20 protein-coding genes are annotated in these 26,300 nt (G+C 64.5%); 13 read left to right on the top strand and 7 right to left on the bottom strand.

All coding sequences use genetic code 11. The features are described 5' to 3' along the window. Window positions 1-284: 284 nt before the first annotated feature. The 5 genes from yajC (at window position 285) to DVT68_RS04605 (ending at window position 10,780) form a co-directional block, all read left to right on the top strand. Complete coding sequence (gene yajC / locus DVT68_RS04625; RefSeq protein ID WP_114823839.1) at window positions 285-620, top strand: preprotein translocase subunit YajC; 336 nt, start codon at window positions 285-287, stop codon at window positions 618-620. A 90-nt stretch (window positions 621-710) separates the two neighbouring features. Beyond that, window positions 711-2,585: a protein translocase subunit SecD gene (gene secD, locus DVT68_RS04620; RefSeq protein WP_114823838.1), complete on the top strand. Its 1,875-nt coding sequence runs from the start codon at window positions 711-713 to the stop codon at window positions 2,583-2,585. Window positions 2,586-2,656: 71 nt separating this feature from the next. Beyond that, complete coding sequence (gene secF, locus DVT68_RS04615) at window positions 2,657-3,622, top strand: protein translocase subunit SecF (protein ID WP_114823837.1); 966 nt, start codon at window positions 2,657-2,659, stop codon at window positions 3,620-3,622. Between the two features lie 493 nt (window positions 3,623-4,115). Beyond that, window positions 4,116-7,151: a TonB-dependent receptor gene (locus DVT68_RS04610; protein WP_425477448.1), complete on the top strand. Its 3,036-nt coding sequence runs from the start codon at window positions 4,116-4,118 to the stop codon at window positions 7,149-7,151. A gap of 590 nt (window positions 7,152-7,741) precedes the next feature. Further along, on the top strand, window positions 7,742-10,780 hold the full coding sequence (locus DVT68_RS04605; RefSeq protein ID WP_233523341.1) for a TonB-dependent receptor domain-containing protein: 3,039 nt from the start codon (window positions 7,742-7,744) through the stop codon (window positions 10,778-10,780). A 160-nt stretch (window positions 10,781-10,940) separates the two neighbouring features. On the opposite strand, the gene DVT68_RS04600 is transcribed toward DVT68_RS04605, so the two are convergent. The 5 genes from DVT68_RS04600 to DVT68_RS04580 all read right to left on the bottom strand — a co-directional run bounded on the left by DVT68_RS04600 (window position 10,941) and on the right by DVT68_RS04580 (window position 15,912). After that, window positions 10,941-12,065: a sterol desaturase family protein gene (locus DVT68_RS04600; RefSeq protein WP_114823836.1), complete on the bottom strand. Its 1,125-nt coding sequence runs from the start codon at window positions 12,063-12,065 to the stop codon at window positions 10,941-10,943. Between the two features lie 144 nt (window positions 12,066-12,209). Next, window positions 12,210-12,881: an N-acetylmuramate alpha-1-phosphate uridylyltransferase MurU gene (gene murU / locus DVT68_RS04595; RefSeq protein WP_114823835.1), complete on the bottom strand. Its 672-nt coding sequence runs from the start codon at window positions 12,879-12,881 to the stop codon at window positions 12,210-12,212. A gap of 139 nt (window positions 12,882-13,020) precedes the next feature. Then, the gene (locus tag DVT68_RS04590; protein ID WP_114823834.1) at window positions 13,021-14,034 is read right to left on the bottom strand and encodes an aminoglycoside phosphotransferase family protein; all 1,014 of its coding nucleotides are present in this window, start codon (window positions 14,032-14,034) and stop codon (window positions 13,021-13,023) included. A 212-nt stretch (window positions 14,035-14,246) separates the two neighbouring features. After that, the gene (locus DVT68_RS04585) at window positions 14,247-15,584 is read right to left on the bottom strand and encodes an ammonium transporter (RefSeq protein ID WP_114823833.1); all 1,338 of its coding nucleotides are present in this window, start codon (window positions 15,582-15,584) and stop codon (window positions 14,247-14,249) included. Next, the gene (locus tag DVT68_RS04580; protein WP_114824386.1) at window positions 15,574-15,912 is read right to left on the bottom strand and encodes a P-II family nitrogen regulator; all 339 of its coding nucleotides are present in this window, start codon (window positions 15,910-15,912) and stop codon (window positions 15,574-15,576) included. The genes DVT68_RS04585 and DVT68_RS04580 overlap by 11 nt, the downstream gene beginning before the upstream one ends. Before the next feature lie 298 nt (window positions 15,913-16,210). On the opposite strand from DVT68_RS04580, the gene DVT68_RS04575 reads away from it, so the two are divergent. Genes DVT68_RS04575 through DVT68_RS04550 form a run of 6 tightly spaced genes read left to right on the top strand, consistent with a single transcriptional unit; the run spans window position 16,211 to window position 22,189 of the window. Then, window positions 16,211-16,645: an SUF system Fe-S cluster assembly regulator gene (locus DVT68_RS04575; RefSeq protein WP_114823832.1), complete on the top strand. Its 435-nt coding sequence runs from the start codon at window positions 16,211-16,213 to the stop codon at window positions 16,643-16,645. Window positions 16,646-16,689: 44 nt separating this feature from the next. Next, the gene (gene sufB, locus DVT68_RS04570; protein WP_114823831.1) at window positions 16,690-18,168 is read left to right on the top strand and encodes a Fe-S cluster assembly protein SufB; all 1,479 of its coding nucleotides are present in this window, start codon (window positions 16,690-16,692) and stop codon (window positions 18,166-18,168) included. After that, window positions 18,165-18,803: a class I SAM-dependent methyltransferase gene (locus DVT68_RS04565; protein WP_114823830.1), complete on the top strand. Its 639-nt coding sequence runs from the start codon at window positions 18,165-18,167 to the stop codon at window positions 18,801-18,803. Before sufB ends, DVT68_RS04565 begins: the two co-directional genes overlap by 4 nt. Window positions 18,804-18,821: 18 nt before the next feature. After that, on the top strand, window positions 18,822-19,592 hold the full coding sequence (sufC, locus tag DVT68_RS04560) for a Fe-S cluster assembly ATPase SufC (RefSeq protein WP_114823829.1): 771 nt from the start codon (window positions 18,822-18,824) through the stop codon (window positions 19,590-19,592). Next, window positions 19,589-20,908: a Fe-S cluster assembly protein SufD gene (gene sufD, locus DVT68_RS04555; protein WP_114823828.1), complete on the top strand. Its 1,320-nt coding sequence runs from the start codon at window positions 19,589-19,591 to the stop codon at window positions 20,906-20,908. Before sufC ends, sufD begins: the two co-directional genes overlap by 4 nt. A gap of 33 nt (window positions 20,909-20,941) precedes the next feature. Beyond that, the gene (locus DVT68_RS04550; RefSeq protein WP_114823827.1) at window positions 20,942-22,189 is read left to right on the top strand and encodes an aminotransferase class V-fold PLP-dependent enzyme; all 1,248 of its coding nucleotides are present in this window, start codon (window positions 20,942-20,944) and stop codon (window positions 22,187-22,189) included. A gap of 30 nt (window positions 22,190-22,219) precedes the next feature. Here DVT68_RS04550 and DVT68_RS04545 read toward each other — a convergent pair whose 3' ends face one another. Both DVT68_RS04545 and DVT68_RS04540 read right to left on the bottom strand, forming a co-directional pair. Beyond that, window positions 22,220-22,969 carry a tetratricopeptide repeat protein gene (locus tag DVT68_RS04545; protein ID WP_114823826.1) on the bottom strand — a complete coding sequence of 250 codons (750 nt, stop codon included), beginning with the start codon at window positions 22,967-22,969 and terminating at the stop codon, window positions 22,220-22,222. Between the two features lie 257 nt (window positions 22,970-23,226). Further along, entirely contained in the window at window positions 23,227-25,263 is a 2,037-nt protein-coding gene (locus tag DVT68_RS04540; RefSeq protein ID WP_114823825.1) for a M13 family metallopeptidase, read from the bottom strand. Window positions 25,264-25,429: 166 nt separating this feature from the next. Between DVT68_RS04540 and DVT68_RS04535 the strand changes: the two genes are divergently transcribed. Together DVT68_RS04535 and DVT68_RS04530 are read left to right on the top strand one after the other, a co-directional pair. Next, window positions 25,430-25,978, top strand: a complete 549-nt coding sequence (locus DVT68_RS04535) for a GNAT family N-acetyltransferase (RefSeq protein WP_114823824.1) — start codon at window positions 25,430-25,432, stop codon at window positions 25,976-25,978. Then, a complete protein-coding gene (locus DVT68_RS04530; protein ID WP_114823823.1) occupies window positions 25,975-26,295 on the top strand; it encodes a non-heme iron oxygenase ferredoxin subunit in 321 nt (106 codons plus the stop codon). The genes DVT68_RS04535 and DVT68_RS04530 overlap by 4 nt, the downstream gene beginning before the upstream one ends. The last annotated feature ends 5 nt before the right edge of the window (window positions 26,296-26,300 follow it).

Genomic DNA, 26,300 nt, shown 5'->3' with positions numbered 1-26,300 from the left:
GGCGCCGCATGGGCCCTCGCGGGACGGGGGGATCCGGCGGGATGCCGGGGTCCGGAATGGCGCCGGAATCCGGCTGTCAGCCGAACGGGGAAATGAAGGCAGGGGGAACCTTCGGCGCGCCTTTCGGGTCGAGGCACTTGGAATCCGCTACCTGCGCCGCCAAAACCCCGCCGGAGCGGGCCTTGTGACGCATGCAGGGCCCGGGTGCGCGTGGCATAATCCACGATCTTTTATCAGGTTCCGACGGAAAACCCTGTCGGAACCACCACTTGCGAGACAAGCTGATGACTTTTCCGATGTCCTTCGTGGTCGCCCAGGCGGCCGCAGGCGCCCAGACGGCACCGAACCCGATCGTGACGTTCCTGCCACTGATCCTGCTGTTCGTGGTCTTCTACTTTCTGATGATCCGCCCGCAGATGAAGCGCCAGAAGGAGCACCGCCAGATGGTCTCGGCGCTTTCCAAGGGCGACGAAGTGGTCACCAACGGCGGCATCGCCGGCAAGGTGGAGGAAGTGGGTGAGAGCTTCATCACGGTCGAGATCGCACCGAACGTGAAGATCAAGCTGCAGAAGGGCGCCGTGCAGCAGGTACTGCCCAAGGGCACGCTGAAGTCGTCCTGACGACTTGCCGGGGTGGAGGGGCCCCGGTATCCAAACGACGCATTGCATGCCACGGCCTGCCTCGGGCCGTGGCTTTGACGGATTCAAGGCATGAGTGATTTTCCACGCTGGAAATACGCGCTGGTCGCCATCGTACTGGTGCTCGGCATTATCTATGCGCTGCCCAACGTGTTCCTGCCGGTGCCTGCCGTGCAGATCACGGGGAACCGCGACAACGTAGTCGACCAGACCCTCCAGCAGAGGGTCGTCGCCGCGTTGCAGAAGGCCAATATCCCCAGCACCAGCATGGAGCTGAAGAACGACCACCTGGTCGCCAGCTTCGCCAACGCTGACGTGCAGAAGAGCGCCTCCGACGCGATCCGGTCTGCGCTGGGTGACGACTTCACGGTGGCGTTCAACCTCAAGTCCACCGTGCCGGGCTGGCTCACCGCGATCGGCGCCAGGTCGATGCCTTTGGGCCTGGACCTGCAGGGTGGCGTGCACTTCCTGATGCAGGTCGACCAGGATGACGTGATCGACAAGCAGGAAACTCGCTACGCCGACGACATCCGCAGCCTTCTGCGCGAAAAGAACATCCGTTACGACTCCGTGGTGCGCAATGCCCAGCGCGGGCAGGGCGTGCTGGTGGTGCTGAAGTCCACTGAGGACCGCACGGCAGCCGCCAACGCGATCTCGGCCGAGTTCCCCGACCTTCTCGTGCGTGACGGCGAGGCCACCGGCGATCGCTACCCGCTGAATGCGGCGGTGAAGCCGGACAAACTGCGCGAGCTTTCGCTCAACACCATCCGCCAGAACCTGGCCACGCTGCGCAACCGCATCAACGCGCTGGGCGTGTCCGAGCCGATCATCCAGCAGCAGGGTGACACGCGCATCGTGGTGGAACTGGCCGGTGTGCAGGACACCGCCGAGGCCAAGAAGCTGATCGGCGCCACCGCGACGCTGGAATACCGCGCCGAAGGCGGTACCGACGCCCAGGCGATCGACGCCGCCCGCACCGGCGCCGTCCCGCCGAATGCGCGCCTGTACTACGAGCGCGGCACGCACCGCCCGATCCTGCTCAGCAAGCAGATCATCGTGACCGGCGACCAGCTGGCCAACGCCCAGAGCACGACCGACCAGCAGACCGGCCAGGCGGCCGTGTCGGTGGAGCTGAACGCGGCCGGCGCCAAGCGCATGCTGGACTTCACCTCCGCCAATGTCGGCAAGCACATGGGCGTGGTCTACGTCGAGCGCGTGGTCGACACCAAGATGGTCGACGGCAAGGAAGTGCGCACGCCCAAGACCACTGAGGAAGTGATCAGCTACGCCACCATCCAGGGCGTGTTCGGCAAGCAGTTCCAGACCACCGGCCTGCGCAACACCAAGGAAGCCTCGGACCTCGCCCTGCTGCTCAAGGGCGGCTCGCTGGCCGCGCCGGTCGATATCATCGAGGAGCGCGTGATCGGTCCGAGCCTGGGTCAGGACAACATCCAGAAGGGCCTGCGCGCCGTGAGTCTGGGTCTGGCCCTGGTGCTGCTCGCCGCCGCGATCTACTACAAGCTGTTCGGTCTCGTCGCCGACGTGGCGCTGGTCTTCAACCTGGTGATCCTGGTGGCGGTGATGTCGGCCATCGGCGTGACGCTGACCATGCCGGGCATCGCCGGTATCGTGCTCACGCTCGGCATGGCCATCGACGCCAACGTGCTCATCTGCGAACGCATACGCGAAGAGTTGCGCAACGGCTCCACGCCGCTCGCGGCGATCCGCGCCGGTTATGACAAGGCGTGGGCCACCATTCTCGACGCCAACGTCACCCACCTGATCGCCGCGCTGGCGCTGACCACGATGGGCTCGGGCCCGATCAAGGGCTTCGGCGTGACGCTGCTGATCGGTATCCTCACCTCGATGTTCACCTCGGTCACCGTGACGCACGCGATCACGGCGCTGATCCACGGCCATCGCAAGCTCAAGACGCTGTCGGTCTGAGATTTCATTGAAGAGTGCGGCCATGGATGGCCGCTTTTGCCGGAAACGGACTTCCATAAAGAGAACCCAACATGGAAATCTTCAACCACAACGCCAACATCAACTTCCTCGGCATGAGGAAGTTCAGCGTGGGCATCGCCATCCTGCTGATGATTGCCTCGATCGCGCTGATCGCCGTCAAGGGCCTCAACTACGGCCTGGACTTCACCGGCGGCGTCTCGCTGGTGGTGGACTTCGAGCAGCCGGTGCAGATCGGCGAGGTCCGCGACGCCCTGGAGAAGGGCGGCATGGAGCACGCCATCGTGCAGAGCCTGGGCGGCACCCGCGAGGTGTCGATCCGCCTGCAGCCCAAGGACGACCCGGCCTCCGGCGTCGCCAACGGCGGCAAGGTGAACCTGGACCGCATCGCCGAGGACGTCACCAGGACGCTGCAGGCGGCCCGTCCGGACGCCAGACTCAAGAGTCGCGACTACGTCGGCTCGGCGGTTGGCGAGGAGCTGCGCAGTGACGGCATCATCGCGGCCATCGTGGTGGTGCTCGGCATCGGCTTGTACCTCGGCATCCGGTTCGAGTGGCGTTTCGCGGTGGCGGCCATCGCCACCGAGGCGCACGACGCCCTGGTGACCGTGGGCATATTCGCGCTGATGCAGCGCGAGTTCGACCTTACGGTGCTGGCTTCGGTGCTCGCGGTGATCGGTTACTCGATCAACGACAAGGTGGTGGTGTTCGACCGCGTGCGAGAGTTGTTCCGCCTGGCTCGCAAGGCCGAGCCGGAAGAGATCCTCAACCGCTCGATCAACAACACCCTGTCGCGAACCATCATCACCGCGCTGTTCACCGCCATCACCATGGCGGCGCTGTACTTCTTCGGTGGTCCGGTGGTGCATGGTTTCGCCATCACCATGCTGATCGGCATCCTGATCGGCACGTTGTCCTCGATCTTCGTGGCGAGCCCGATCCTGCTGTGGCTGGGCGTGTCCAAGCAGGACCTGATGCCCAAGACCAAGGACAACCCGGAGCTGGCCCGCCGTCCCTAAGACGCGGCCTCCAGGCTTCCATCCAAGCGAAACGGCCCGGGATATCCCGGGCCGTTTTTTTTTACGTTTTCGATCGGTCCACGTGCCGGCCAAGGGTGCCGCGCCTTCAGGAAAACTACGCCTGTCCTGACAGCCATGTCGCACCGAGTCGCGCTGCGAGGGACGCGCAAGTGATGGATTTTCCTAAGCTTGCGCAAACCTGTGCTCGTTGAAATGCGGGTTCCGGGCGGCTTGCTTGCACCAAGCTGAAGATGTGAATTTTTTGTTGACGAGACGCAAGAAATAACGCACCGTCGCAAATACCTCTGTTGCAGCCGTGAAACATTACGTCTGCAGGGGGCGGCCCGAAGGCATGTCGGGCCGGGGAGCGATCTGCGGGGGAGCCTTCGGATTCGAACCAACAACGTTGGCTGACCGGTTTTTTCGCCGGATCGGCCCGGATTTCTTTTGCCCAAATTTCGGGCGGTTTTCGGGGAGAAACACCTAGATGAGTCTGAGTACGTTGAATCGCGGTCTTTTGCTGCGTCGCTCGACGCTGGCGGCCGCGCTGACCATGGGTCTGGCGGGCGTGACGTTCGCCCAGTCCACCACCGGCACGATCTTTGGCCAGGCCCAGGCCGGCCAGACCGTGTCGGTCACCGGTTCCACCGGTATCTCGCGTTCCGCCACCGTCGACAATGCCGGTCGCTACCGCATCAGCAACCTGCCGCTGGGCACCTACTCGGTGACGCTGCAGAAGGACGGCGCCGCCGTCGACACGCGCAACAACGTGTCCATCACCGTGAATGCCGGTACCGAGGTGTCGTTCGCATCCGCGGCGAGCGCCTCGTCGCTGTCCGCCGTGACAGTGACCGCCAACGCCCTGCCGGCGATTGACGTGTCGTCGGTTGACTCGCGCACCGTGATCACCTCGCAGGACCTGGAGCGCCTGCCGCTGGGCCGCAGCGCCGAGGCCATCGCCCTGCTGGCGCCGGGCGTGGTGGCGGGTAGTGACTATTTCAGTGGCCAGAAGGCCGGTTCTTCGGTGGTGTCGTTCGGCGGCGCCGGTGTCAGCGAGAACGCCTACTACATCAACGGCTACAACACGAGCGACCCGCTCAAGAACCTCGGTGGCGTGGGCCTGCCGTACGGCGCGATCGACCAGCAGGAAATCTACACCGGCGGCTACAGCGCCATGTACGGCCGTTCCGATGGCGGCGTGATCAGCCAGGTGGGCAAGCGCGGTTCCAATGACTGGCATTTCGGTGGCCAGGTGATGTGGTCGCCGAAGTTTCTCGCTTCGGATCCCAAGAGCCTCACCTACCCGAACGCGCAGCTGCCGGCGGGTTACGGCTATACCACGCCGGCGCTGGCCGGCACGCCGTACCGCACGCGCAAGGACAACGTGAGCTGGAACACCGTCTACAGCGCCTACATCGGTGGTCCGCTGGTGCAGGACAAGCTGTACATGTTCGTGGCGGCTGAAGCGGAGAAGAAGGAAGGCAAGTCGACCTCGACCGCCGCCGCCGCGCAGCCCTACAACAACTACTACACGTACGACATCCCGAAGTACTACGTGAAGCTGGACTGGAACATCAACGACAGCAACATCCTTGAGCTGACCAGCATCTCCAACAAGACGTCGTACGAGGGTGATTTCTACAAGTTCGACTACAAGACACAGACCACGGGCGCGCTGTTCGGCCACGACACGTCGACCAAGACGGGCTCGGACATCTACGTCGGCAAGTACACCAGCTACATCACCGACAGCCTGACCTTCACCGCGACCTATGGCCAGAACCGCGCGATCGACTATTCGGCCGTGCCGGGCCTGAGCCCCACGCTGCCTTACCTCAGCGGCGTCACGGCGCAGAATCCCGCCATCACGGGAGGCACGCCCATCCGCAACGGCGTGACCACGCTGTACGTGAAGGATCCGAACGCGCACAACAAGACCCACGGCCTGCGCCTCGACCTCGAGTACAAGCTCGGCGACCACACCCTGGCCGGCGGTATCGACAACATGCACTACAGTGCGGTCGACGAAGGCCAGCAGGTGGGTGGCCCGGGCTACGCCTGGTACTACAGCAAGTCGGCCAAGCCCAATGTGGCGATCAACCCCGCACTCGGCGTGGGGGCTCCGGGCGGCGCCGGCTACTACGCGCGACGCCTGAACTTCGTCACCACCACGAGCATGCAGGTGGACCAGAAGGCGCAGTACATCGAAGACCGTTGGCAGGTCACCGACCGCTGGCTGGTTAACGTCGGCCTGCGCAACGACCAGTTCACCAACTACAACAGCGCCGGCCAGGCCTATGTGAAGAACAGCGACCAGTGGGCGCCGCGCCTCGGCGTCAGCTGGGACGCGTTTGGTGATTCGACCTTGAAGGTGTTCGGCAACCTCGGTCGCTACTACCTGGCGTTGCCCAACAGCGTGGCAATCCGCGGCGCCTCGGCTTCGACCTATACGTGGGAATACTTCACCTATACCGGCATCGACCCGAAGACCGGCATCCCGACCGGCCTGAAGCCGCTTGGCCCGGGCCCGGTCTCCACCAACGGCGAATACGGCCACGCGCCGGATCCGAAGTCGGTGGCCGCCTCCGACCTGAAGTCGCAGTACCAGGATGAGGCGATCCTGGGCTTCAACAAGATGCTGACCGCGGACTGGTTGTTTGGCGCCAAGGCCACCCTGCGTGAGTTGCAGACCGCGATCGACGACGTCTGCTCGCCGGACGCGCTCGAAGCCAAGGTGGTGGCGAGTGGCATCAATCCGAATTCGGTTGAAGTGCCGAGCGGCTGCCTGATCTTCAACCCGGGCGAGACCAATTCGTTCCTGCTGAAGAACACCAATGGCAGCGGCTACACCAAGGTCAGGATGTCCACCAGCGATTGGGGCTTCACCTCGGGCGCCAAGCGCAAGTACTACGCGCTGGACCTGTTCCTGGAGCATCCGTTCGATGGCAAGTGGATGGGTCGCCTCGACTACACCTTCTCGCGCAGCTACGGCAACACCGAAGGCCAGGTGCTGTCCACCATCGGACAGGACGACATCTCCAAGACCCAGGACTGGGATACCGCGCCGCTCATGGTCAACAGCAACGGCGTGCTGTCCAACGACCGCACTCATCAGCTGAAGGCCTACGGCAGCTACCAGGTCGCCGACGAGTGGATGGTGTCCGGCGCACTGCGCGCCATGTCCGGCGCGCCGATCGCCTGTCTGGGCTACTACGGCACGAACGAGAGCAATCCGTCCGGCTACGGCTCGCGTTACCGCTGGTGCGCCGGCAAGCCGTCGACGCTGGGCACGATCGGCCGCATGCCGTGGACCAAGCTGCTCGACCTGGGCGTGACCTATCGTCCGGCCTTCGCCGATAAGAAGCTGGCGTTCAACTTCAACATCTTCAACGTGTTGAACGAGCGCAAGCCGACGGTGCTGGATGCGACTTACGAGACGGCGCCGTTCACGGTGTCCAACACCTTCGGCACGGCGACCTACCAGACCACGCCGCGCTACGGTCGTTTCGCGGTCACCTACGACTTCTAAGAGAAGTCGCCGTCGTCCCGGTTCCTGCCTGCGTCATCGCCCCCGTCGATGCCGCAGGACGGAGGCCGGGGCGGGTTTTCGCCCGCGGCGACGCCGCAGCGAGACTGCGCAGCGACGACATGCAGTGCCCTTCAGGCCACCGGTATTGCCGGTGGCCTTTCTTTTGGCGCTTCGCAAGAAAGACGGGCATGACTCTTGGCCCATGTCACGTGGGCGGCGCCATCGGTCCCGTCCGGGCCCATTGGTTTCGGTTGTGACTTTTCCCTTTTAACGCCAATGCCTTGGCTGGAATTGGCGTGTGGCACCAGTCGATGTATGCCGGTAGCGCGCGTAAGGTTTTGCCGCGAGATATTGTGAGGAAGCGTTGACATTCCGCAAGAAATCACAATATTTTCGCAATTAACCCTGCATTCGAAAGCTTCACTTAAGTTTAGGGCGGGGCGCGCGCAAGCAATTGCGTGATGGTGGGCGTGCAGGTTGGGATCTGCGGGGAGCCTTTCAGATTCGAGTCCAGACGCTTTCAGCCTGCCGGGGTTCGGCGGGCTCGGCTTCTTTTTGCCCATTTGGGCTGTTACGGGGAGATCCACTAGATGAGTTTTCGTTCGTTGAATCGCGCGGTCGTGCTGCGCCGGTCCACGCTGGCGGCAGCGCTGACCATGAGCCTGGCGGGCGTCGCGTTCGCCCAGTCCACCACCGGCACCATCTTCGGCCAGGCCGAAGCCGGCGAGACCGTGACGGTCACCGGCTCCACCGGCGTCAGCCGCTCGGCCGCGGTGGACGATTCGGGCCGCTACCGCATCAGCAGCCTGCCGCTGGGCACCTATGTGGTGACGCTGCAAAAGAACGGCGCCACGGTCGACACGCGCAACAACGTGTCCATCACCGTGAATGCCGGTACCGAAGTGTCCTTCGCCAGCGCCGCCAGTGCGCAGGCGTTGTCCTCGGTGACGGTCACCGCCAACGCCCTGCCGGCGATCGACGTGTCGTCGGTCGACTCGCGCACGGTGATCACCTCCGAGACGCTCGAGCGCCTGCCGCTGGGCCGCACCGCCGAGTCCATCGCGCTGCTGGCGCCGGGCGTGGTGCAGGGGAGCGACTATTTCAGTGGCCAGAAGGCCGGGTCGTCGGTGGTGTCGTTCGGCGGCTCCTCGGTGAGCGAGAACGCGTATTACATCAACGGCTACAACACCACCGATCCGCTGAGCAACCTGGGCGGCATCGGCCTGCCGTACGGCGCGATCGACCAGCAGGAAATCTACACCGGCGGCTACAGCGCGATGTACGGCCGCTCCGACGGCGGCGTGATCAGCCAGGTCGGCAAGCGCGGCACCAACGAGTGGCACTTCGGTGGCCAGGTGATGTGGTCGCCGCGGTTCCTCGCCGAAGATCCTGCGGACGTCAGCTATGCGAACAGCCAGCTGCCTTCCGGCTACCAGTACCAGAACAAGAACCTGCCGGGCACGCCTTACCGCAACCGCAGCGGCAACACGAAGTGGAACACCACCTATGACGCCTACATCGGTGGTCCGCTGATCCAGGACAAGCTGTTCTTCTTCCTCGCTGCGGAAGCGGAGAAGCAGGAGGGCAAGACCACCTCCAGCGCCGCCGTAGCCCAGCCGAACAACACGTACTACACCTACACCATTCCCAAGTACTACGTGAAGCTGGACTGGAACATCAACGACAGCAACATCGTCGAGCTGACCGGCATCTCCAACAAGACGTCGTACGAAGGCACGCAGTACTCGTACGACTACACGACCGGCACGCAGGGTGACTTCCTCGGTTACGACACCCACACCAAGACCGGCTCGGACATCTGGATCGGCAAGTACACCAGCTACATCACCGACGACCTGACCTTCTCGGCCACCTACGGCCAGAACCGCGCGATCGACTTTTCGACCGTGCCGGGCATGGACCCCAACCTTGCCTACCTCAGCGGCGCCGTCAATCAGGATCCGTCGATCACCGGTGGTACGCCGATCCGCAACGGCAACACGATCCTTTATGTGAAGAACCCGAACGCGAAGAACAAGACGCATGGCCTGCGCCTTGACCTCGAGTACAAGCTGGGTGACCACACGCTGGCCGCCGGCATCGACAACATGCATTTCACCGCGACCGACGAAGGCCAGCAGGTGAGTGGCCCCGGCTACGCTTGGATCTACAGCCACGCCACCAACCCGGCCAAGGCGCTCTCGCCCAGCCTGGGCGTGGGCGCGCCGGGTGGTAACGGCTACTACGTGCGCCAATACATCTTCAGCACCACCACCAGCATGTCGGTGGACCAGAAGGCGCAGTACATCGAGGACCGCTGGCAGGTCAACGACAAGGTGCTGCTGAGCCTGGGCCTGCGCAATGACCAGTTCACCAACTACAACGCGCTGGGCGAGTCCTATGTCGACAACAAGAACCAGTGGGCGCCGCGCCTTGGCGTGAGCTGGGACGTGTTCGGTGATTCGACCTTCAAGGTGTTCGGCAACCTGGGTCGCTACTACCTCGCGCTGCCCAACAGTGTGGCGATCCGCGGCGCCTCGCCGTCGACCTACACCTATGAGTACTTCACCTATACCGGCATCGACGCCAACGGCAACCCGACCGGCCTGAGCCCGATCGGCCCGGGCCCGGTGTCGTCCAACGGCGAATACGGCCAGGCGCCGGACGCCAAGACGGTGACCGCCTCCAACCTCAAGTCGCAGTACCAGGATGAAATGATCCTGGGCTTCAGCAAGACCCTGGGCGCCAACTGGGTGTTCGGCGCGAAGGGCACGCTGCGCAAGCTGCAGACCGCCATCGACGACGTGTGCGACATGGATCGCCTCGTGACGAAGGCCGAAGCCCAGGGCATCGACCCCGACTCGGTCAACCTGCCCAACGGCTGCCTGATCTTCAACCCGGGTCGCACCAACGACTTCCTGCTGTCCAAGGTGGACGGCAGCGGCTACGAGAAGATCAGCATGACCAACGCCGACTGGGGCTTCACCTCGGGCGCCAAGCGCAAGTACTACGCGCTGGACATGTACCTGGAGCATCCGTTCGACGGCAAGTGGCAGGCCCGCGTGGACTACACCTTCTCGCGCAGCTACGGCAACACCGAAGGCCAGGTGCTCTCGACGATCGGCCAGGACGACATCTCCAAGACGCAGGATTGGGATGCGGCCGCGCTCATGGTCAACAGCAACGGTGTGCTGTCCAACGACCGCACCCATCAGCTGAAGGCCTACGGCAGCTACATGGTCACGCCGGAATGGATGCTGTCCGGCGCCATGCGCATCATGTCGGGCGCCCCCAAGGCGTGCCTGGGTTACTACGGTGGCGATGAGTCGGATCCGGTCGGCTATGGTTCTGCCTACCGCTTCTGCAATGGCAAGCCGTCCACCCTGGGCACGATCGGTCGCCTGCCGTGGCAGAAGATCGTCGACCTCGGCGTGACTTACCGTCCGGCCTTCGCCGACAACAAGCTCGCTTTCAGCTTCAACGTCTTCAACGTGTTCAACGAGCACAAGCCGACGGTGCTGGACGCGACCTACGAGACGGCCCCGTACACGGTGTCCAACACCTTTGGTACGACGCTGTACCAGACCACGCCGCGCTACGGCCGTATCGCGGTCTCGTACGACTTCTGATCCGCTTGCGCCGGCCCACGGGCCGGCCCGCCACACGGTGTTACACCCTCCGCACCGTGTGGCGACCTATTTGGGACATCCATTCGTACCCATGCTCAAGCCGCCGGCTCATGCCGGCGGTTTTTTTATGCGTGGATACGTAGCGCGCCGGTGTTGTCGCTCAGGCGACGGTGGCGCTTTCGGCGGATGGCTTGGCAGCGACGTTGTTCGTGGCCGCTGCCGCGGCGTGCGCTGCCGGTTGCATCACGTGATGGCCGAGCGCATGCAGATCGAGCTGATCGACGGGAATAGGGCGGTAGTCCGGACCGAAGGCGACCTCACCGAACTTCCAGCCGGCCGGGCGGCGCACCGCGCCCCAGAAACGTTTGAAGGCATTCCACTGCAGGCCGATCACGCCGTGGTTGTTGTCCTCGTCGACCATCGGGTCGCCCACGCCGGTGGGGCGCAGCGGTTCGTCGTAGAGCGCGGTGCCAAACAGCTGATCCCAGATCGAGAACACCTGACCGAAGTTGCAGTTGTGCAGCTTGGGGCGGTCGGGATCCACCAGCATGTGGTGCAGCCGATGGAACGTCGGCGCCACCAGCACGCGGCGGAACACCGGGCCGAAGCTGATGTTCACGTTGGCATGCGAGAAGTTCTGCACCAGCTCGCCGGTCAACATCAGCCACGCGAACTCGTCCGGCTCCACGCCCATCACGATGCCGACCGTGGCCAGCACCATCGATTGCAGGAAGCCATCGATCAGGCTGCCGCGATCGTTGGTCCAGCAACTCATCTGCCGCGTGCTGTGGTGCATGCTGTGCATGGCCCACCACCATGGCAGCGCATGCTGCAGGCGGTGCATCCAGTAGTACACGCAGTCGTACACCATGTAATAAATGGCGAACAGCAACCACGGGTGCTGCCGCAGCCACGGGACCCAGTGGGTCAGGGCCAGCGGCGATGCGCTCGGATCACCGGGGCCGGTGTCCGGGCCGCCGAAGAAGTTGGCGATGGGCGTCAGTATCAGGTAGCTGAAGAGCGGGAAGATGCCAATCAGCATCGCCACCGTGTAACGGAAGTCGGGACCGACCAGTTGGCGGTGCTCCCACTTTTCCGCGGGCATGACGCTCTCGAGCGGACGGAAGATCACGCCGATGATGCACAGCTGCAGCGTGGCGACCAGCAGCGCAGCGGCGATGTCGTTCGGATCGCTGGACAGTTTTTCCAGATGCAGGGACTGCAGCACGGGCTGCACGCCATGGATGGCGAGCCAGCTGACCAGGTGAGACCACAGTTCGGACATCTTCAGTACCTTGCGAGGGAGCGTGGGCGGTCCTGCAAGTGGCGCGTCAATGCGCAGCACGCTCAACAGAACTGGGCGGTTTAGGATACCGCCCCGCCCGGATGCCATCCACCCGGCACGATTTTGCGCCCGGCCACCTTTCGCTCAGCTACCGCGCAGATGGGCATCCAGTTCATTCAGTTGCGCAGGATTGCCCAGGTTGCGCCAGAAGCCGTCGTACCGCTCGCCGCTCAACTGCCTCGCCTGCATGGCCTGCTGATACAGCGGCAACAGCTTGAAGCGGCCTGGCGTCTGGCCTTGCAGGAATTCAGGCCGATAGACGCCGATATTGCCGAAGGTGAGGCGCTGACCTTCGCCATCCTCGCTGAGCTGACCCTCATTCAGCACGAAATCGCCCGAGGCATGCCAGTCGGGATTGGGCACCATGACAAGGTGCGCAAGACCCGCGGGCTGCAGTGGAAGGGTGGCGTAGTCGTAGTCGCTGTAGATGTCTGCGCTGACGGCGATGAAGGGCTCCGGGCCCAGCAGCGGCAGCGCATTCAGCATGCCACCGCCGGTTTCCAGCGGCGTGGGTCCTTCGTATGCATAGCGGATGCGTAGCCCCCAGCGAGAGCCATCGCCAAGCGCGTCGGGAAACTGGTCGGCGAGGTGCGAGGTGTTGATCACCACATAGCGCACGTCGATGGACGCAAGTTTTTCCAGGTGCCACTCGATCAGCGGTTTGCCGCCCACGGATAGCAGTGGCTTCGCCGTGTGGTTGGTCAGCGGGCGCATGCGCTCGCCGAGACCGGCGGCGAAGATCAGGGCGTGTCTCATGCGATGCCTCGATGATTCGCGCTCTTGCTCGCCATTTCAGAAAAAGGGGTCCAGCGACTTACGCTCCGCATGGGAAAGAGGCACTGGATCCCAGCTTTCTCTGGGGCGACGGTGCTGGGGGACTGATCTCGATGATGAATCATGCGGTCGCGACCTTCGTCAGATCACGGCCTTCCGCATGGCGCTCGATCAACGCCACGAAGTCGGCGAGCTCTGGATAACGGCGCGCGACCGACACCACGTAGCGATAGACCGTCGGCACATCGGCGAGATAACCCGGTTTGCCGTCGCGATACCACAGGCGATAGAACTGGCCCAGTACGCGCACATGGCGATGCATGCCAGTGAGATCGAACCAGCGCAGGAAGTGTGCCTGCGTCACCTGCGCATCGATCATGTCGGCGTCGAGAAGACTCTGGCGATAGGACTCCACCCAGCCCTCCACGCGCTCGCGCGGCCACACGATGTAGGCGTCCCGCAGCAGCGAGGCGAGGTCATAAGTGATCGGTCCGGCGAGAGCGCCCTGGAAGTCGATGATGCCCGGATTGTTCTCTTCGACGATCAGCAGATTGCGGCTGTGGAAGTCGCGATGGACGAAGCAGCGTGGCTGTTCCAGCGCGTTGCGGATGATCACGTTGAAGGCCGCCTCCAGCACATCCCATTCGTCGCAGCTGGGCGTGTGGCCGAGATGACGGCCAAGGAACCATTCCGGCATCACTTCCAGGCCGCTCACCAGCAGTTCGTGGTTGAACGGCGGCAGGTCGGCGAACGTCATGCGTGTCTGCATGTTCAGAAGCGCGTCCATGGCATCGCCGTACAGCGCGTCCGCCGTCTGCTCATCCAGTTCGGACAGGTAGAGGCGATGGCCGAGATCCTCGATCAGCAGGAAGCCTTGTTCCAGATCCTTCGCGTAGACCGTCGGCACGTGCAGGCCCGCGGCGGCCAGTCGCTCGCCCATCGCTACCCAAGGGCGTGGATCTTCTTTCTCCGGCGGTGAATCCATCACGATCCAGCTGCGACCCTGATGATGCGTACGCCAGTAGCTGCGGAAGCTGGCGTCGGAGGAGGCGGACTCAAGGGTCAGCGTGGCGTCGTCAAGGGCGGAACGGGTCCAGGCCAGGCGGGCGGCGGCGCGGTCGGAGGCGGTGGTCATGGCGTGCTGCAAGTGGTGTTGCCGGGCAGCTTAGCGGGAGAGGCGCGCGAACTGTAGGAGCGGTCTGTGCGCGACCGCGAAGCATCGGCATGCCCCGGTTGCACACAGGGGGCGCTCCCGGCGATGGGGTTTGTCGCAAGAGTGGCGCCTCACCACCGTAAAGATGTCCATGCCCCGGCCCTCTCCCCACAGGGGAGAGGGCGACATACGGGTCACGACAGGTTGTAGGCCTTCTCTTCGTGCAGCGCGATATCGAGGCCGACCATTTCCTGCTCATCATCCACGCGCAGGCCCAGCGTCCAGTCGAGCAGCTTGAGGATCACCAGGCTCAGCACGGCGCTCCACGCCACGGTGAAGCCCACGCCCTTGGTCTGGATCCAGAACTGACCCCACAGCGAGGTCACCGTGCCGAAGCCGCCCAGTTTGGGCGAGGCCAGCGGACCGGTGAGCAGGGCGCCGACGATGCCAGCTACTGCATGCACGCCGAAGACGTCGAGCGAATCGTCGTAGCCCAGCTTGTGCTTGAGGCGGGTGGCGGTGAAAAAGCAGATCACGCCCGCGATGAGGCCGAGCACAAGGGCGCCGCCCGGGCCGACCGTACCGGCAGCCGGCGTCACGGCGACCAGACCCGCCACCGCGCCGGAGACGATGCCCAGCACGCTGGGGCGGCCATGGGCGATCCACTCCGCCGCCAGCCAGCCCAGCGCCGCTGCGGCGGTGGCCACCTGGGTGGCCAGCATGGCCATGCCCGCACTGCCGTTGGCGGCCGCCGCGGAGCCGGCATTGAAGCCGAACCATCCCAGCCACAGCAGGCTCGCGCCCACCACGGTGAAGCCGAGGTTGTGCGGCGGCATGGGTACGTTCGGGTAGCCGCGGCGCTTGCCGATCACCAGGCAGGCGATCAGGCCGGCGATGCCGGCATTGATGTGCACCACGGTGCCGCCGGCGAAATCGAGCACGCCCAGGTCGCCGAGGAACGAGCCCGGGCCGCTCCACACCATATGCGCCACGGGCAGGTAGACGATGGTCAGCCACAGGCCGCTGAACCACAGCAGCGCGCTGAACTTCATGCGCTCGGCAAAGGCGCCGATGATCAGCGCCGGCGTGATGATGGCGAAGGTGAGCTGGAACATCACGAACACGCTTTCCGGCACTGTCTGGTAGCGCGAATCGGGCTTCAGGCCCGCCAGCAGCGCGCGGTCCATCCCGCCGATGAAGGAATGCAGGTTGGTCACGCCGGCCTGCATGCCTTCGGTGCTGAAGGCGAGCGAGTAGCCATAGAGCAGCCACAGCACCGTCACCAGCGCGGTGATGGCGAAGCACTGCATCAGGATGGACAACAGGTTCTTGGCGCGCACCATGCCGCCGTAGAACAGGGCGAGGCCGGGGATGCTCATCAGCAGCACGAAGGCCGTGGCGGTGAGCATCCACGCGGTGTCGCCACTGTCGATGTGTGCAGGCGCCGCCGAGGGCTGGGCCCAGGCCGGCGCGGTGGCGAGCAGCCCGGCGAGGGCGAGCAGGGTCTTGCCGGCCATTCCATTACAGCGCATCGACGTCCACCTCCTGCGTGCGGATGCGGATGGCCTGTTCCAGTTCGCTCACGAAGATCTTGCCGTCACCGATCTTGCCGGTGCGGGCCGCGCCGGTGATGGCCTCCACCGCGCGGTCCAGTTGCTCGTCCGACACGGCTACTTCCACCTTCAGCTTGGGCAGGAAATCCACCACGTACTCGGCCCCCCGGTACAGCTCGGTGTGCCCGTGCTGGCGGCCGAAACCCTTCACTTCCGTGACGGTCATGCCCGTCACGCCTACCTCCGTCAGCGCCTGGCGCACATCGTCCAGCGTGAACGGCTTGATGATGGCCGTGATCCACTTCATTCCCACAAGCCCCCGCAGCTTCAATATGTCGCGGTGCAGCAGGATGCGTGCCAGTACTCGCGCCGCCCTCATGTCGTCATTCCAGTGAAAGCGGGAATCCAGTGACTTCAACAGGTTGCGAAAGGCGCTGGATCCCTGCCTGCGCCGGGATGACGACGAGAGGGCCAACGTTTGCCCAATTCGGGTGCGCTTGCTTAGGGGCCAGGCTCGCCTTTGGTGCACGCCTCCGGTTTGACCCCATGGGCATAAATCAGTACCATTTTGGTACCGATTCCCGCAGTCCCTCCGGCCGCTCCCCATGCTTCGCGTCAGCCGCCTCACCGACTACGCCACGGTGGTGATGACCTGCATCGCCGCCCATCCTGACGACGTGCTCAGCACGGCGGAGATCGCCGATGAGACGCGCCTTGAGCTGCCCACGGTCAGCAAGTTGCTGAAATCGCTGGGCCATGCCGGCCTGGTGGAGTCCTTCCGCGGCGTCAACGGCGGCTATCGCCTGGCGCGCCCGGCGGACGAGATCACCCTCGCGCAGATCGTGGAAGCGCTGGAAGGCCCCATCGGCATGACCGAATGCAGCATCGCCGAGGGACAGTGTGACCGCGAGTCGCAGTGCGGCGTGCGATCCAACTGGCAGCGCGTGAACAGCGTGGTTGATCACGCACTGCGCGCCGTAAGCCTCTCCGACATGCTCAAACCACCCAGTCGTCGCATCGATGCGACCCTGATCGGCTGACCGCCGATCGCCCGCCGACTGACTACGACGACACGAAGACACCCATGACGACCGAAACCTCCGAACGCAGCGATACCTCCTCCACGCTTCGCGACAACGCTGAAGTCGCGGCCGCGCTGGGCCGCCGCTATGAGGCTGGTTTCGTCACCGACATCGAAACCGACAGCCTGCCGCCCGGCCTGAACGAGGACATCATCCGCCAGCTCTCGGCGCTGAAGCACGAGCCGGAATGGATGACCGAGTGGCGCCTGAAGGCGTACCGCCACTGGCTGACCATGCCCGAGCCGCACTGGGCCAAGCTCCATATCGGTCCGATCGACTTCCAGGCGATCAGCTACTACGCCTCGCCGAAGAATCGTCCGAAGTCGCTGGACGAGGTCGATCCGAAGCTGCTGGAGACCTACGACAAGCTGGGCGTGCCGCTGCATGAGCGCGCCAAGCTCGCCGGCGTGGCCGTGGACGCGGTGTTCGACTCGGTCTCCGTGGGCACCACCTTCCGCAAGGAGCTGGCCGACGTCGGCGTGATCTTCTGCTCGATGAGCGAAGCGATCCGCGAATACCCCGAGCTGGTGCAGAAATACCTGGGCAGCGTAGTGCCGACTGGCGACAACTACTTCGCCGCGCTGAACTCTGCGGTGTTCTCCGATGGCTCGTTCGTGTTCATCCCCAAGGGCGTGCGTTGCCCGATGGAGCTGTCCACCTACTTCCGCATCAACGCCGGGCACACTGGCCAATTCGAGCGCACGCTGATCATTGCGGAAGAGGGCGCCCACGTGTCCTACCTCGAAGGCTGCACCGCGCCAATGCGCGACGAAAACCAGCTGCATGCCGCCGTGGTCGAGCTGGTGGCGCTGGAGAAGGCGCAGATCAAGTATTCGACGGTGCAGAACTGGTACCCCGGTGACGAGAACGGCGTCGGCGGCATCTACAACTTCGTGACCAAGCGCGGCGACTGCCGCGGCGACGATTCCAAGATTTCCTGGACCCAGGTGGAGACCGGCTCGGCGATCACCTGGAAGTATCCCAGTTGCGTGCTGCGCGGCGACCGCTCGGTGGGCGAGTTCTACTCGGTGGCGCTGACGCACCATCGCCAGCAGGCCGACACCGGCACCAAAATGATTCACCTCGGCAAGCACACCAAGTCCAAGATCGTGTCCAAGGGCATCAGCGCCGGGCGCAGCAGCAACAGCTACCGCGGCCTGGTGAAGGTGGAGAAGGGCGCCGAGGGCGCGCGCAATTACACGCAGTGCGACAGCCTGCTGATCGGCAAGAAGTGCGGCGCGCACACTTTCCCGTACATGGAAGTGAAGAACCCCACCGCCATCGTCGAGCACGAGGCGACCACCTCGAAGATTTCCGACGACCAGATGTTCTACTGCCGCAGCCGCGGCATCGGCGAGGAAGACGCCGTGTCGATGATCGTCGACGGCTTCTGCAAGCAGGTGTTCCGCGAGCTGCCGATGGAATTCGCGGTGGAAGCGAAGAAGCTGCTCGAAGTGTCGCTGGAAGGTGCGGTGGGATGACGGCGACGCGCCAAACGCACTGGGACACCGTATACAGCGGCAAGACCGAGGGGCAGACCAGCTGGTTCCGCCCGCGTCTTGATGAGTCGCTGCGCCTGATCGATGCACTGGATGTGCCGCGCGAGCAGGCGGTGATCGATGTCGGCGGCGGCCGCGCCACCCTGGTCGACGACCTGCTGGCGCGCGGCTTTGCCGACGTGAGCGTGCTGGACCTGTCCGCGGTGGCGATGGCCGAAGCCCAGCTGCGCCTTGGTCCGCAGGCACATCCTGTGCACTGGATCGTCGGCGACGTCACCGGTGTCGAGCTGCCCGCCGCCCACTATGCGCTGTGGCACGACCGTGCCGTCTTTCACTTTCTTACCGAGGCCTCCGACCAGGCGCGCTACGTGGCAGCGGCGGCTCGCGCCGTGCGACCGGGCGGCTGCCTGGTTATCGGCGCCTTTGCCGAGGACGGTCCCGAACGTTGCAGCGGACTGCCGGTGGCGCGTTATGACGCCGCCACGCTGGCCTCGCGCTTCGCACCTAGCTTCACCCTTGTCACCGAGAGCCGCGACGTGCATCGCACGCCGTCCGGCAGCGAACAAACCTTCACCTATGTCGTGCTGCAACGTCGCAGCGACGACCACGGCGCCTGACACCACCGAGTACCGAACATGCTGAAGATCGAAAACCTGCACGCCCGCGTCGAGGGCAAGGACATCCTCAAGGGGCTCACGCTCACCGTGAATGCGGGTGAGGTGCACGCGATCATGGGGCCGAATGGCGCCGGCAAGTCCACCCTGGGCAACGTGCTGTCCGGACGCGACGGCTACGAGGTCACCGAGGGCTCGGTGACCTTCAACGGCGTCGACCTGTTGGCGCTGGAGCCGGAAGCGCGCGCCGCCGCCGGCGTGTTCCTGGCCTTCCAGTACCCGGTGGAAATCCCCGGGGTGAACAACACCTACTTCCTGCGCGCCGCGCTCAACGCCCAGCGCAAACAGCGCGGCGAGGCGGAACTCGATTCCATGCAGTTCCTCAAGCTGGTGCGCGAGAAGCTCAAGATCATGCAGATCTCCGACGAGCTGCTGCACCGCGCCGTGAACGAAGGCTTCTCCGGCGGCGAGAAGAAGCGCAACGAGATCTTCCAGATGGCGGTGCTGGAGCCGAAGCTGGCCATCCTCGACGAGACCGACTCGGGCCTGGACATCGATGCGCTCAAGCAGGTGGCGCAGGGCGTGAACGCGCTGCGTTCGGCCGAGCGCGGCTTCCTGGTGATCACCCACTACCAGCGCCTGCTCGACTACATCGAGCCAGACTTCGTGCACGTGCTGGCGGACGGCCGCATCGTGGAGAGCGGCGACAAGACGCTCGCGCTCAAGCTGGAAGAGCATGGTTACGCCTGGGTCGCCGACAAGGATCCGGCGCTCACCGGAGCCTCGGCATGAGCGAGCCGCAACGCACTCCCTTTGTCGATTCGCTGCTGGAGGCCGCCGCCCAGGCGCAGCTTCCTGGTAGCGGTATCGCCTGGCTGGATGCCGCGCGCCGCGAGAACCTCGATGCCTTCGCGGCGGCGGGGTTGCCGGATACGCGCATGGAGGCCTGGAAATACACCGCCTTGCGCGCGTTGGCGCAGCGCCGCTTCGCCCCGGGTGATGCCCAGGCGGTATCGCGCGCCGTCGACGCCGCGGCGTTCGCGCTGCCCGGCGTTGATGGGCCTTCGCTGGTGTTCGTCAACGGCGCGTTCCGCGCCGACCTGTCCCGCACGGATGCGCTTCCCGAAGGCTTGAGCCTTCAGGCGCTGTCCGATGCGTTGCAGGGTGACGCCGAACCGCTTCGCTTCGCGTTGTCGCGCCACTACCGCGAAGGCGGCGACGTTTTCGCCCGCCTCAACGCGGCGTTGGCCGGTGACGGTGTCGTGTTGCGCGTGGCGCCCGGCGCCAAGGTCGCATCGCCGGTGCATCTGTTGTTCATCGGCGCTGCTGCGGATGGGGATCTCGCCTGGCACGTGCGTCATGTGATCGAACTGGGCGAGGGCTCCGAGCTTTCGCTGGTGGAGCACCATGTCGCCCATGGTGAGCAGCAGCATCTGGGTACCCAGGTGGCCGACATCGTGCTGCGCAAGGGCGCGCAGCTGCGGCACGTCACCCTGCAGAACGCGGCTGGTGGCAGCACGCTGGTGCGCCATGACAGCGTCCAGCTCGACGAGGATGCGCAAGCCGCGCTGTACGTGCTGGAACTCGGTGGCTCGCTGGTCCGGCATGACCTGCATGCCGTCCTGTCGGGCGATCGCGCGCGGCTGGATACGCGTGGCGTGTTCGTGCTCAACGGCCGCCAGCATGTCGATACGCAGATGGCGATCCGTCACCAGGCGCTCAACACCACCTCGGAGTCGGTGTGGCGCGGCGTGGCCGACCAGCGCTCGCGCGGCGTGTTCCGTGGCGCGATCGTGGTCGCGCCCGGCGCTGACGGCAGCGACGCCAGTCTCAGCAGCAAGAACCTCCTGCTGTCGGGTCAGGCCGAGATCGACACAAAGCCGGAACTCGAGATCTATGCTGACGAAGTAAAGGCGGCGCATGGCGCCACGGTGGGTCAGCTGGATGAACGTTCGCTGTTCTACCTGCGCTCGCGTGGCATCACGCTGGCGGAAGCGCGTTCGATGCTGACCGCCGCATTCTGTCGGGCAGTGTTCGAGTCGCTGCCCGGGCAGGGCCTGCGCGAGCACCTCGACCAGCAGTTGATGGCGCACCTGCCGTCGGCGTAAGGACAACCCCGGGACACAGGCGAAACCAACCCGATGAACGCACAGACCAAGCCGCTACCGACCGTGTTCGATGTGCAGCGCATCCGCGAGGATTTTCCCCTGCTGTCGCGCACGGTGCACGACAAGCCGCTGATCTATTTCGACAACGCCAACACCAGCCAGAAGCCGCTGAGCGTGATCGAGGCGGTGAGCAACCACTACCGCGAACACAATGCCAACGTGTCGCGCGCCGTGCACCAGCTCGGCGAGGAAGCCACGGCGGCCTACGAGGGCGCCCGCGACAAGCTGGCACGCTTCATCAACGCCACCTCGCGCAACGAACTGGTGCTGACCTCCGGCACCACGCAGTCGACCAACCTGGTCGCCTACAGCTATGCCTTGCCGCGCCTGCAGCCGGGCGACGCAATCCTCACCACGGTGATGGAGCACCACGCCAACATCGTGCCGTGGCAGCTGGTCGCCGCACGCGCCGGCGCCACGGTGAAGGCTGCTCCGATCGACGAGAAGGGCGAGCTGATCGTCGAGAAGTACATCGAGATGCTGACGCCGGAGGTGAAACTCGCCTGCGTCACGCACGTGTCCAATGTGCTCGGTACAGTCAATCCGGTACGAGAGATTGCGCGCGAGTGCCGCAAACGCGGCATTCCACTGCTGGTGGACGGTTCGCAGGCTGTGCCGCACCGCCCGGTCGACGTACAGGCGCTGGGTTGCGACTTTTACGCACTGACCGGTCACAAGATGCTGTCGCCCACGGGCACCGGCGCACTGTGGGCGCGCAAGGAACACCTGGAAGCCATGCCGCCGTTCTTCGGCGGTGGCGAGATGATTCGTGAAGTGCGCTTCGATGGCACCACCTTTGCCGAGCCGCCGCACAAGTTCGAAGCGGGTACGCCCAACATCGCCGGATTCGTGGGACTGGGCGCGGCCATCGACTACTACGCGTCGGTCGGCTTCGAGGCGATTCACGCGTGGGAGCAGCAGCTGCTCACCTACGCGACAGAACGGCTGCGCGAAATTCCCGGCCTTCGCCTGATCGGAGAGGCGCAGGAGAAGGAGCCCGTAATCTCCTTCCTGATCGAGGGCGCGCAAGCCACCGACCTGGCGACGCTGCTCGACCTGCAAGGCGTCGCCGTCCGCTCGGGCCACCACTGCGCCCACCCGCTGATGCAGTTCTTTGGAGTACCGGCCACGCTTCGCGCTTCGCTGGCGTTCTACAACACCCGCGAAGAAGTCGACGCCTTCGTCACGGCGCTGCTGAAGGTGCGCAAGCTGCTGATGTGATCCCTGCCGCCGGTTGATGTACCGGAAGGATCAGTGCTGGGTCTTCCTGAGTCCCTCGATGTAGCCGATTTCCCCGAGTGATTTCGGCTCATTTGGCGTGATTTTCAGGCAGGCGCGGTATTTGGCTTCGGCTTCGTCGAGGCGATGCAGTTCCACCAGCACATAGCCCTGACCGCGGAAAGACGTGCACTTCATGCTGTCGGCATTGGACGGATTGAAGTCGGCGAATCCCTCGGCTTTCTCGTAGTAGCTGAGTGCGTTCTGCCACTCGTGCTTCTGCAGGTAAACGTAGCCGAGCTCGTTGCTGTACTGCGCGTCCATGGGAGCAAGCGCCAGCGCCTTTTCCAGTTCCAGGCGCTCGTCGTCGTAACGCGCCATTTCTCCGTACGCATAGCCCCGTGCCCAGTAGGCCATGGCCCAGGCCGGGCCGAGTACTTCGACCTTCTGTCCCGACGCGCCGCCTGTGCCGAGGGTGGCGTAGATCAGCGCGTCGGTCGCTCCGCGGGCGCTGTAGACCTTGACGTCGGCATGGGCATATTGGGCTTCGAATGTGCCGATGACGGCATTCAGGGGCCCGTCGATGGCGGCCATGATCTTGCCGTCCTGAATCATGTGCAGGGCAGACAATACCTGTTCCTCTTCGGGGCTGGTCGCAGGATTGCCTGACTTGTCGACATACAGCGTGACCTGCGTGGCTGCCGATTTGGCTTTTTGGTCCGGTTGCGTCGCGCATGCGGCAAGCAGACAAACCACCAGTACCCCGAAAGCGATCCGTTGCATCGGTTTCCCCCGCTGGAAGTTGTGGACAGATTAGTGGCGCCGGCCGGTGGCCGGAAGCCACGCCAAGGGCTTTCAGAGCTTTACCGATTGGCCCAAGAGCAGGCGGACCGGCTCCGGAACATGATCGATGGCAGGTTGGCGTCTCGCGCAGATGAACGTGGTCGGGATTCGACCCCGCGCCGGGTGCATTCCCTCAAGGCATAAAAAAACGCCGCGGTGTTCCGCGGCGTCTTTGGTCTAACGAAGGTCGGCTGGTCTTACCAGATCTTCACCTGCTTCTCGCCGTCACGCACCATCTTGTCGCCGGGCTTGCACTGGAACGCCTGCGCGAACGCCGGCATGTTCGAAGGTGCGCCAATGGCGCGGAACTGAGCCGGAGCGTGCGGGTCGGTGTTGAGCAGGGTGAGCTGGGCTTCGGGACGGATGTTGCCGCGCCAGACGCGTCCCCAGTTGAGGAAGAAGCGCTGCTCCTGGGTGTAGCCGTCGATCTTGCTCTTGGCTTCCTTGGGATTCTTGGCCAGCGCCATCTGCAGTGCGTCGTAGGCGGCGTTGAGGCCGCCGAGGTCGCCGATGTTCTCGCCCATGGTCAGCTTGCCGTTGACGAACTTGCCCGGCAGCGCTTCATAGTGGTTGAACTGGTCGGCCAGCTTGTCGGTGCGGGCTTCAAAGGCCTTGCGGTCTTCATCGGTCCACCAGTTGGCGTTGTTGCCCTGGGCGTCGAACTTGCTGCCCTGGTCGTCGTAGCCGTGGCCCATCTCATGGCCGATCACCGCGCCGATGCCGCCGTAGTTGAGTGCGTCGTCGACCTTGGCGTCGAAGAACGGCGGCTGCAGGATCGCCGCAGGGAACACGATCTCGTTCTTCTGGGCGTTGTAGTAGGCGTTGACGGTCTGCGGCGTCATGCCCCACTCGGTGCGATCCACCGGCTTGCCGATCTTGCCCACCATGTAGTCATAGTTGAACTTGGCGGCGGCCTCCACGTTGGCGAAGTAGTCGCCCTGCTTGATGGTGAGGCCGGTCCAGTCGCGCCACTTGTCCGGGTAGCCGATCTTGGGAGTGAAGCTGGCCCACTTCTCCAGCGCCTTCTGCTTGGTCGCCTCGCTCATCCATGGCAGGTTTTCGATGCGCGTCTTGTAGGCGGCGCGCAGGTTATTCACCAGTTCCAGCGCGCGGGACTTGGATTCAGGCGAAAAGGTCTCCGCCACATACAACTGGCCCAGCGCCATGCCCATGCCGCCTTCCACGGCGTCGAGCGTGCGCTTCCAGCGCGCCTTCATTTCCTTCTGGCCATTGAGCGTCTGCGCGTTGAAGGCGAAGTCTTCCTGCTGGAACGCCTTGGACAGGTAGGGCGAGGCTTCGTCGATGGCGTGGAAGCGCAGGTAAGCCTGCCAGTCCGACGCCGGCACATCGCCCAGCATCTTGTCGAACTCGGCGAAGAACTTCGGCTGCGACAGGGAGAAGCCGTCCTTCACGTCGGCGCCCTGGGCCTTGAAGAAGGCGGCCCAATCGAAGTGCGGCGTTACCTTGTCAGCGTCGGCGATGCTGACGTAGTGGTAGCGGTTCTCCGGCTGGCGCAGCTCGGTCGGCACCAGCGAGGCGCTTGCCAGGCGCGTCTCGAAGGCCATCACGGCCTTGGCCTGGGCCTGCGCGTCAGCCTCGCTCACGCCGACCAACTGCAGGGTGCGCGCGATATGCGCCACATAGGCGGTGCGGATCTTCTCGAAATCGGGCTTGCTGTAGTAATCGGCGGTCGGCAGGCCAAGGCCGCCCTGGCCGGCATAGGCGATCTGCTTGCTGGAGTCCTTGAAGTCGGGGTTGCCGTAGAAGCGGAACGCGACCGGAATGCCCTTGGCATAGCTGTCGCGGATGTAGGCGGCGATGTCGCTGCTGTTCTTGAGGGCGGCGATGCGCGCCAGTTCCGGCTTGATCGGGTCGAAGCCGGCCTTCTCGATGGCGTCCTCGTTCATGCCCGAGGCATACAGGTAGCCGATCTTCTGCTCAATCGAACCAGGCTTCGCGCTGGCGACGTTCTTGGCCGCGTTTTCCACGATGGTGTGCTGCGCATTGAGGCTGTCCTCGCGCAAGGCGTCGAACGAGCCCCAGCGGGTGCGGTCAGCGGGAATCGGGTTTGCGGCGAGCCACTTGGCATTGACGAAACCGTTGAAGTCGTTGCACACGTCCTTGTTCGTGTCCAGTTCCTTCACATCGAAGGCGCCCGAAGGGGCGGCCAGCGCGCTGGTAGCCATGGCCAGGCCGACAGCGAGTGCGAGCGGTTTCATCATGCGGTACTTCATGGATTCTCCTTTGGTGGGACGCGACGGGTGCGTCCGGATGGCCCACACGGCCAGCACGGGGCCAACACGACCCCAGCAGGCAGGCTAGGCAGCGCCAAGGACAGCGCCCAGTGTCGAAGGTCACTGCTGCAGTGCGATCAGTTGTCGCTGGGCTTATCATGGCGAAATGCCCATCCCCTCCCTGACCCTCACACGCCAGGCGGCTGCCGCCGACGTGCCGGCCATCGTCGCGCTGGTCGAATCCGCTTACCGTGGTGAATCCGGCCTGCGCGGCTGGACCACCGAAACCCACCTGCTCGACGGGCAGCGCACCGACGCCGATAACGTGGCCGGGCTGATCGGCCGCGACGACAGCCGGGTGTTGCTGGTCGAGCGAGAGGGCGACCTTGCCGCCTGCTGCCATATCGAGCGGCAGGGCCAGTCCGGCTATTTCGGCATGTTCGCGGTCCGCCCCGAGCTGCAGATGGCGGGGCTGGGTCGCGGGCTCCTGGCCGAGGCCGAGCGCATCGCCCGGGACGAATGGCAGGCGGAAGCCATGCGCATGTCGGTGATCGAGCAGCGCGCGGAGCTTATCGCGTGGTATCAGCGCCGCGGCTATCGCCTCACCGGCGAGACCGGCGAGTTTCCCTATGGCCAGCCGCGCTTCGGCATCCCTCGCCGGGATGACCTGCGCTTTGTCTGGATGAGCAAGCCGTTGCAGGAGGTGGCTGCATGAATCTCGCCGACTGGATTTTCGTGGGCACACGCAGTGAGCTGCTGCCCGGCGAGTTCAAGGTGGTGTGGGACGGCGATACCTCGATTGCGGTGTACAACATCGATGGCGCGCTGTATGCCGTCGAGGACACCTGCACCCATGACGGCGGCGAGCTGGCTGGCGGTGAGGTGCATGGCTTCGAGGTGGAATGCCCGCGTCACGGCGCCCGCTTCGACCTGCGTACCGGTGCAGTCACCTGTCCGCCGGCGTACGAACCGATCGCGAGTTTCCCCGTGCATGAGGTCGACGGACAGATCTGGACGCGCGACGACCGGTGAAGCGA

Source organism: Dyella solisilvae, assembly GCF_003351225.1.
GTDB lineage: Bacteria > Pseudomonadota > Gammaproteobacteria > Xanthomonadales > Rhodanobacteraceae > Dyella > Dyella solisilvae.
Note: the sequence above shows the minus strand (reverse complement) of the source record. Positions and strands in the feature narration are given on the sequence as shown.

What these genes read in the sequence shown, in the direction of transcription:
- DVT68_RS04565 (WP_114823830.1), top strand. Translation starts at nt 18,165, where the DNA reads ATGACGGCGACGCGCCAAACGCACTGGGACACCGTATACAGCGGCAAG.
- sufC (WP_114823829.1), top strand. Translation starts at nt 18,822, where the DNA reads ATGCTGAAGATCGAAAACCTGCACGCCCGCGTCGAGGGCAAGGACATC.
- secF (WP_114823837.1), top strand. Translation starts at nt 2,657, where the DNA reads ATGGAAATCTTCAACCACAACGCCAACATCAACTTCCTCGGCATGAGG.
- DVT68_RS04585 (WP_114823833.1), bottom strand. Translation starts at nt 15,584, where the DNA reads ATGCGCTGTAATGGAATGGCCGGCAAGACCCTGCTCGCCCTCGCCGGG.
- secD (WP_114823838.1), top strand. Translation starts at nt 711, where the DNA reads ATGAGTGATTTTCCACGCTGGAAATACGCGCTGGTCGCCATCGTACTG.
- yajC (WP_114823839.1), top strand. Translation starts at nt 285, where the DNA reads ATGACTTTTCCGATGTCCTTCGTGGTCGCCCAGGCGGCCGCAGGCGCC.
- DVT68_RS04605 (WP_233523341.1), top strand. Translation starts at nt 7,742, where the DNA reads ATGAGTTTTCGTTCGTTGAATCGCGCGGTCGTGCTGCGCCGGTCCACG.
- DVT68_RS04530 (WP_114823823.1), top strand. Translation starts at nt 25,975, where the DNA reads ATGAATCTCGCCGACTGGATTTTCGTGGGCACACGCAGTGAGCTGCTG.
- murU (WP_114823835.1), bottom strand. Translation starts at nt 12,881, where the DNA reads ATGAGACACGCCCTGATCTTCGCCGCCGGTCTCGGCGAGCGCATGCGC.
- DVT68_RS04575 (WP_114823832.1), top strand. Translation starts at nt 16,211, where the DNA reads ATGCTTCGCGTCAGCCGCCTCACCGACTACGCCACGGTGGTGATGACC.
- DVT68_RS04600 (WP_114823836.1), bottom strand. Translation starts at nt 12,065, where the DNA reads ATGTCCGAACTGTGGTCTCACCTGGTCAGCTGGCTCGCCATCCATGGC.
- sufB (WP_114823831.1), top strand. Translation starts at nt 16,690, where the DNA reads ATGACGACCGAAACCTCCGAACGCAGCGATACCTCCTCCACGCTTCGC.
- DVT68_RS04545 (WP_114823826.1), bottom strand. Translation starts at nt 22,969, where the DNA reads ATGCAACGGATCGCTTTCGGGGTACTGGTGGTTTGTCTGCTTGCCGCA.
- DVT68_RS04550 (WP_114823827.1), top strand. Translation starts at nt 20,942, where the DNA reads ATGAACGCACAGACCAAGCCGCTACCGACCGTGTTCGATGTGCAGCGC.
- DVT68_RS04535 (WP_114823824.1), top strand. Translation starts at nt 25,430, where the DNA reads ATGCCCATCCCCTCCCTGACCCTCACACGCCAGGCGGCTGCCGCCGAC.
- sufD (WP_114823828.1), top strand. Translation starts at nt 19,589, where the DNA reads ATGAGCGAGCCGCAACGCACTCCCTTTGTCGATTCGCTGCTGGAGGCC.
- DVT68_RS04580 (WP_114824386.1), bottom strand. Translation starts at nt 15,912, where the DNA reads ATGAAGTGGATCACGGCCATCATCAAGCCGTTCACGCTGGACGATGTG.
- DVT68_RS04590 (WP_114823834.1), bottom strand. Translation starts at nt 14,034, where the DNA reads ATGACCACCGCCTCCGACCGCGCCGCCGCCCGCCTGGCCTGGACCCGT.
- DVT68_RS04540 (WP_114823825.1), bottom strand. Translation starts at nt 25,263, where the DNA reads ATGAAGTACCGCATGATGAAACCGCTCGCACTCGCTGTCGGCCTGGCC.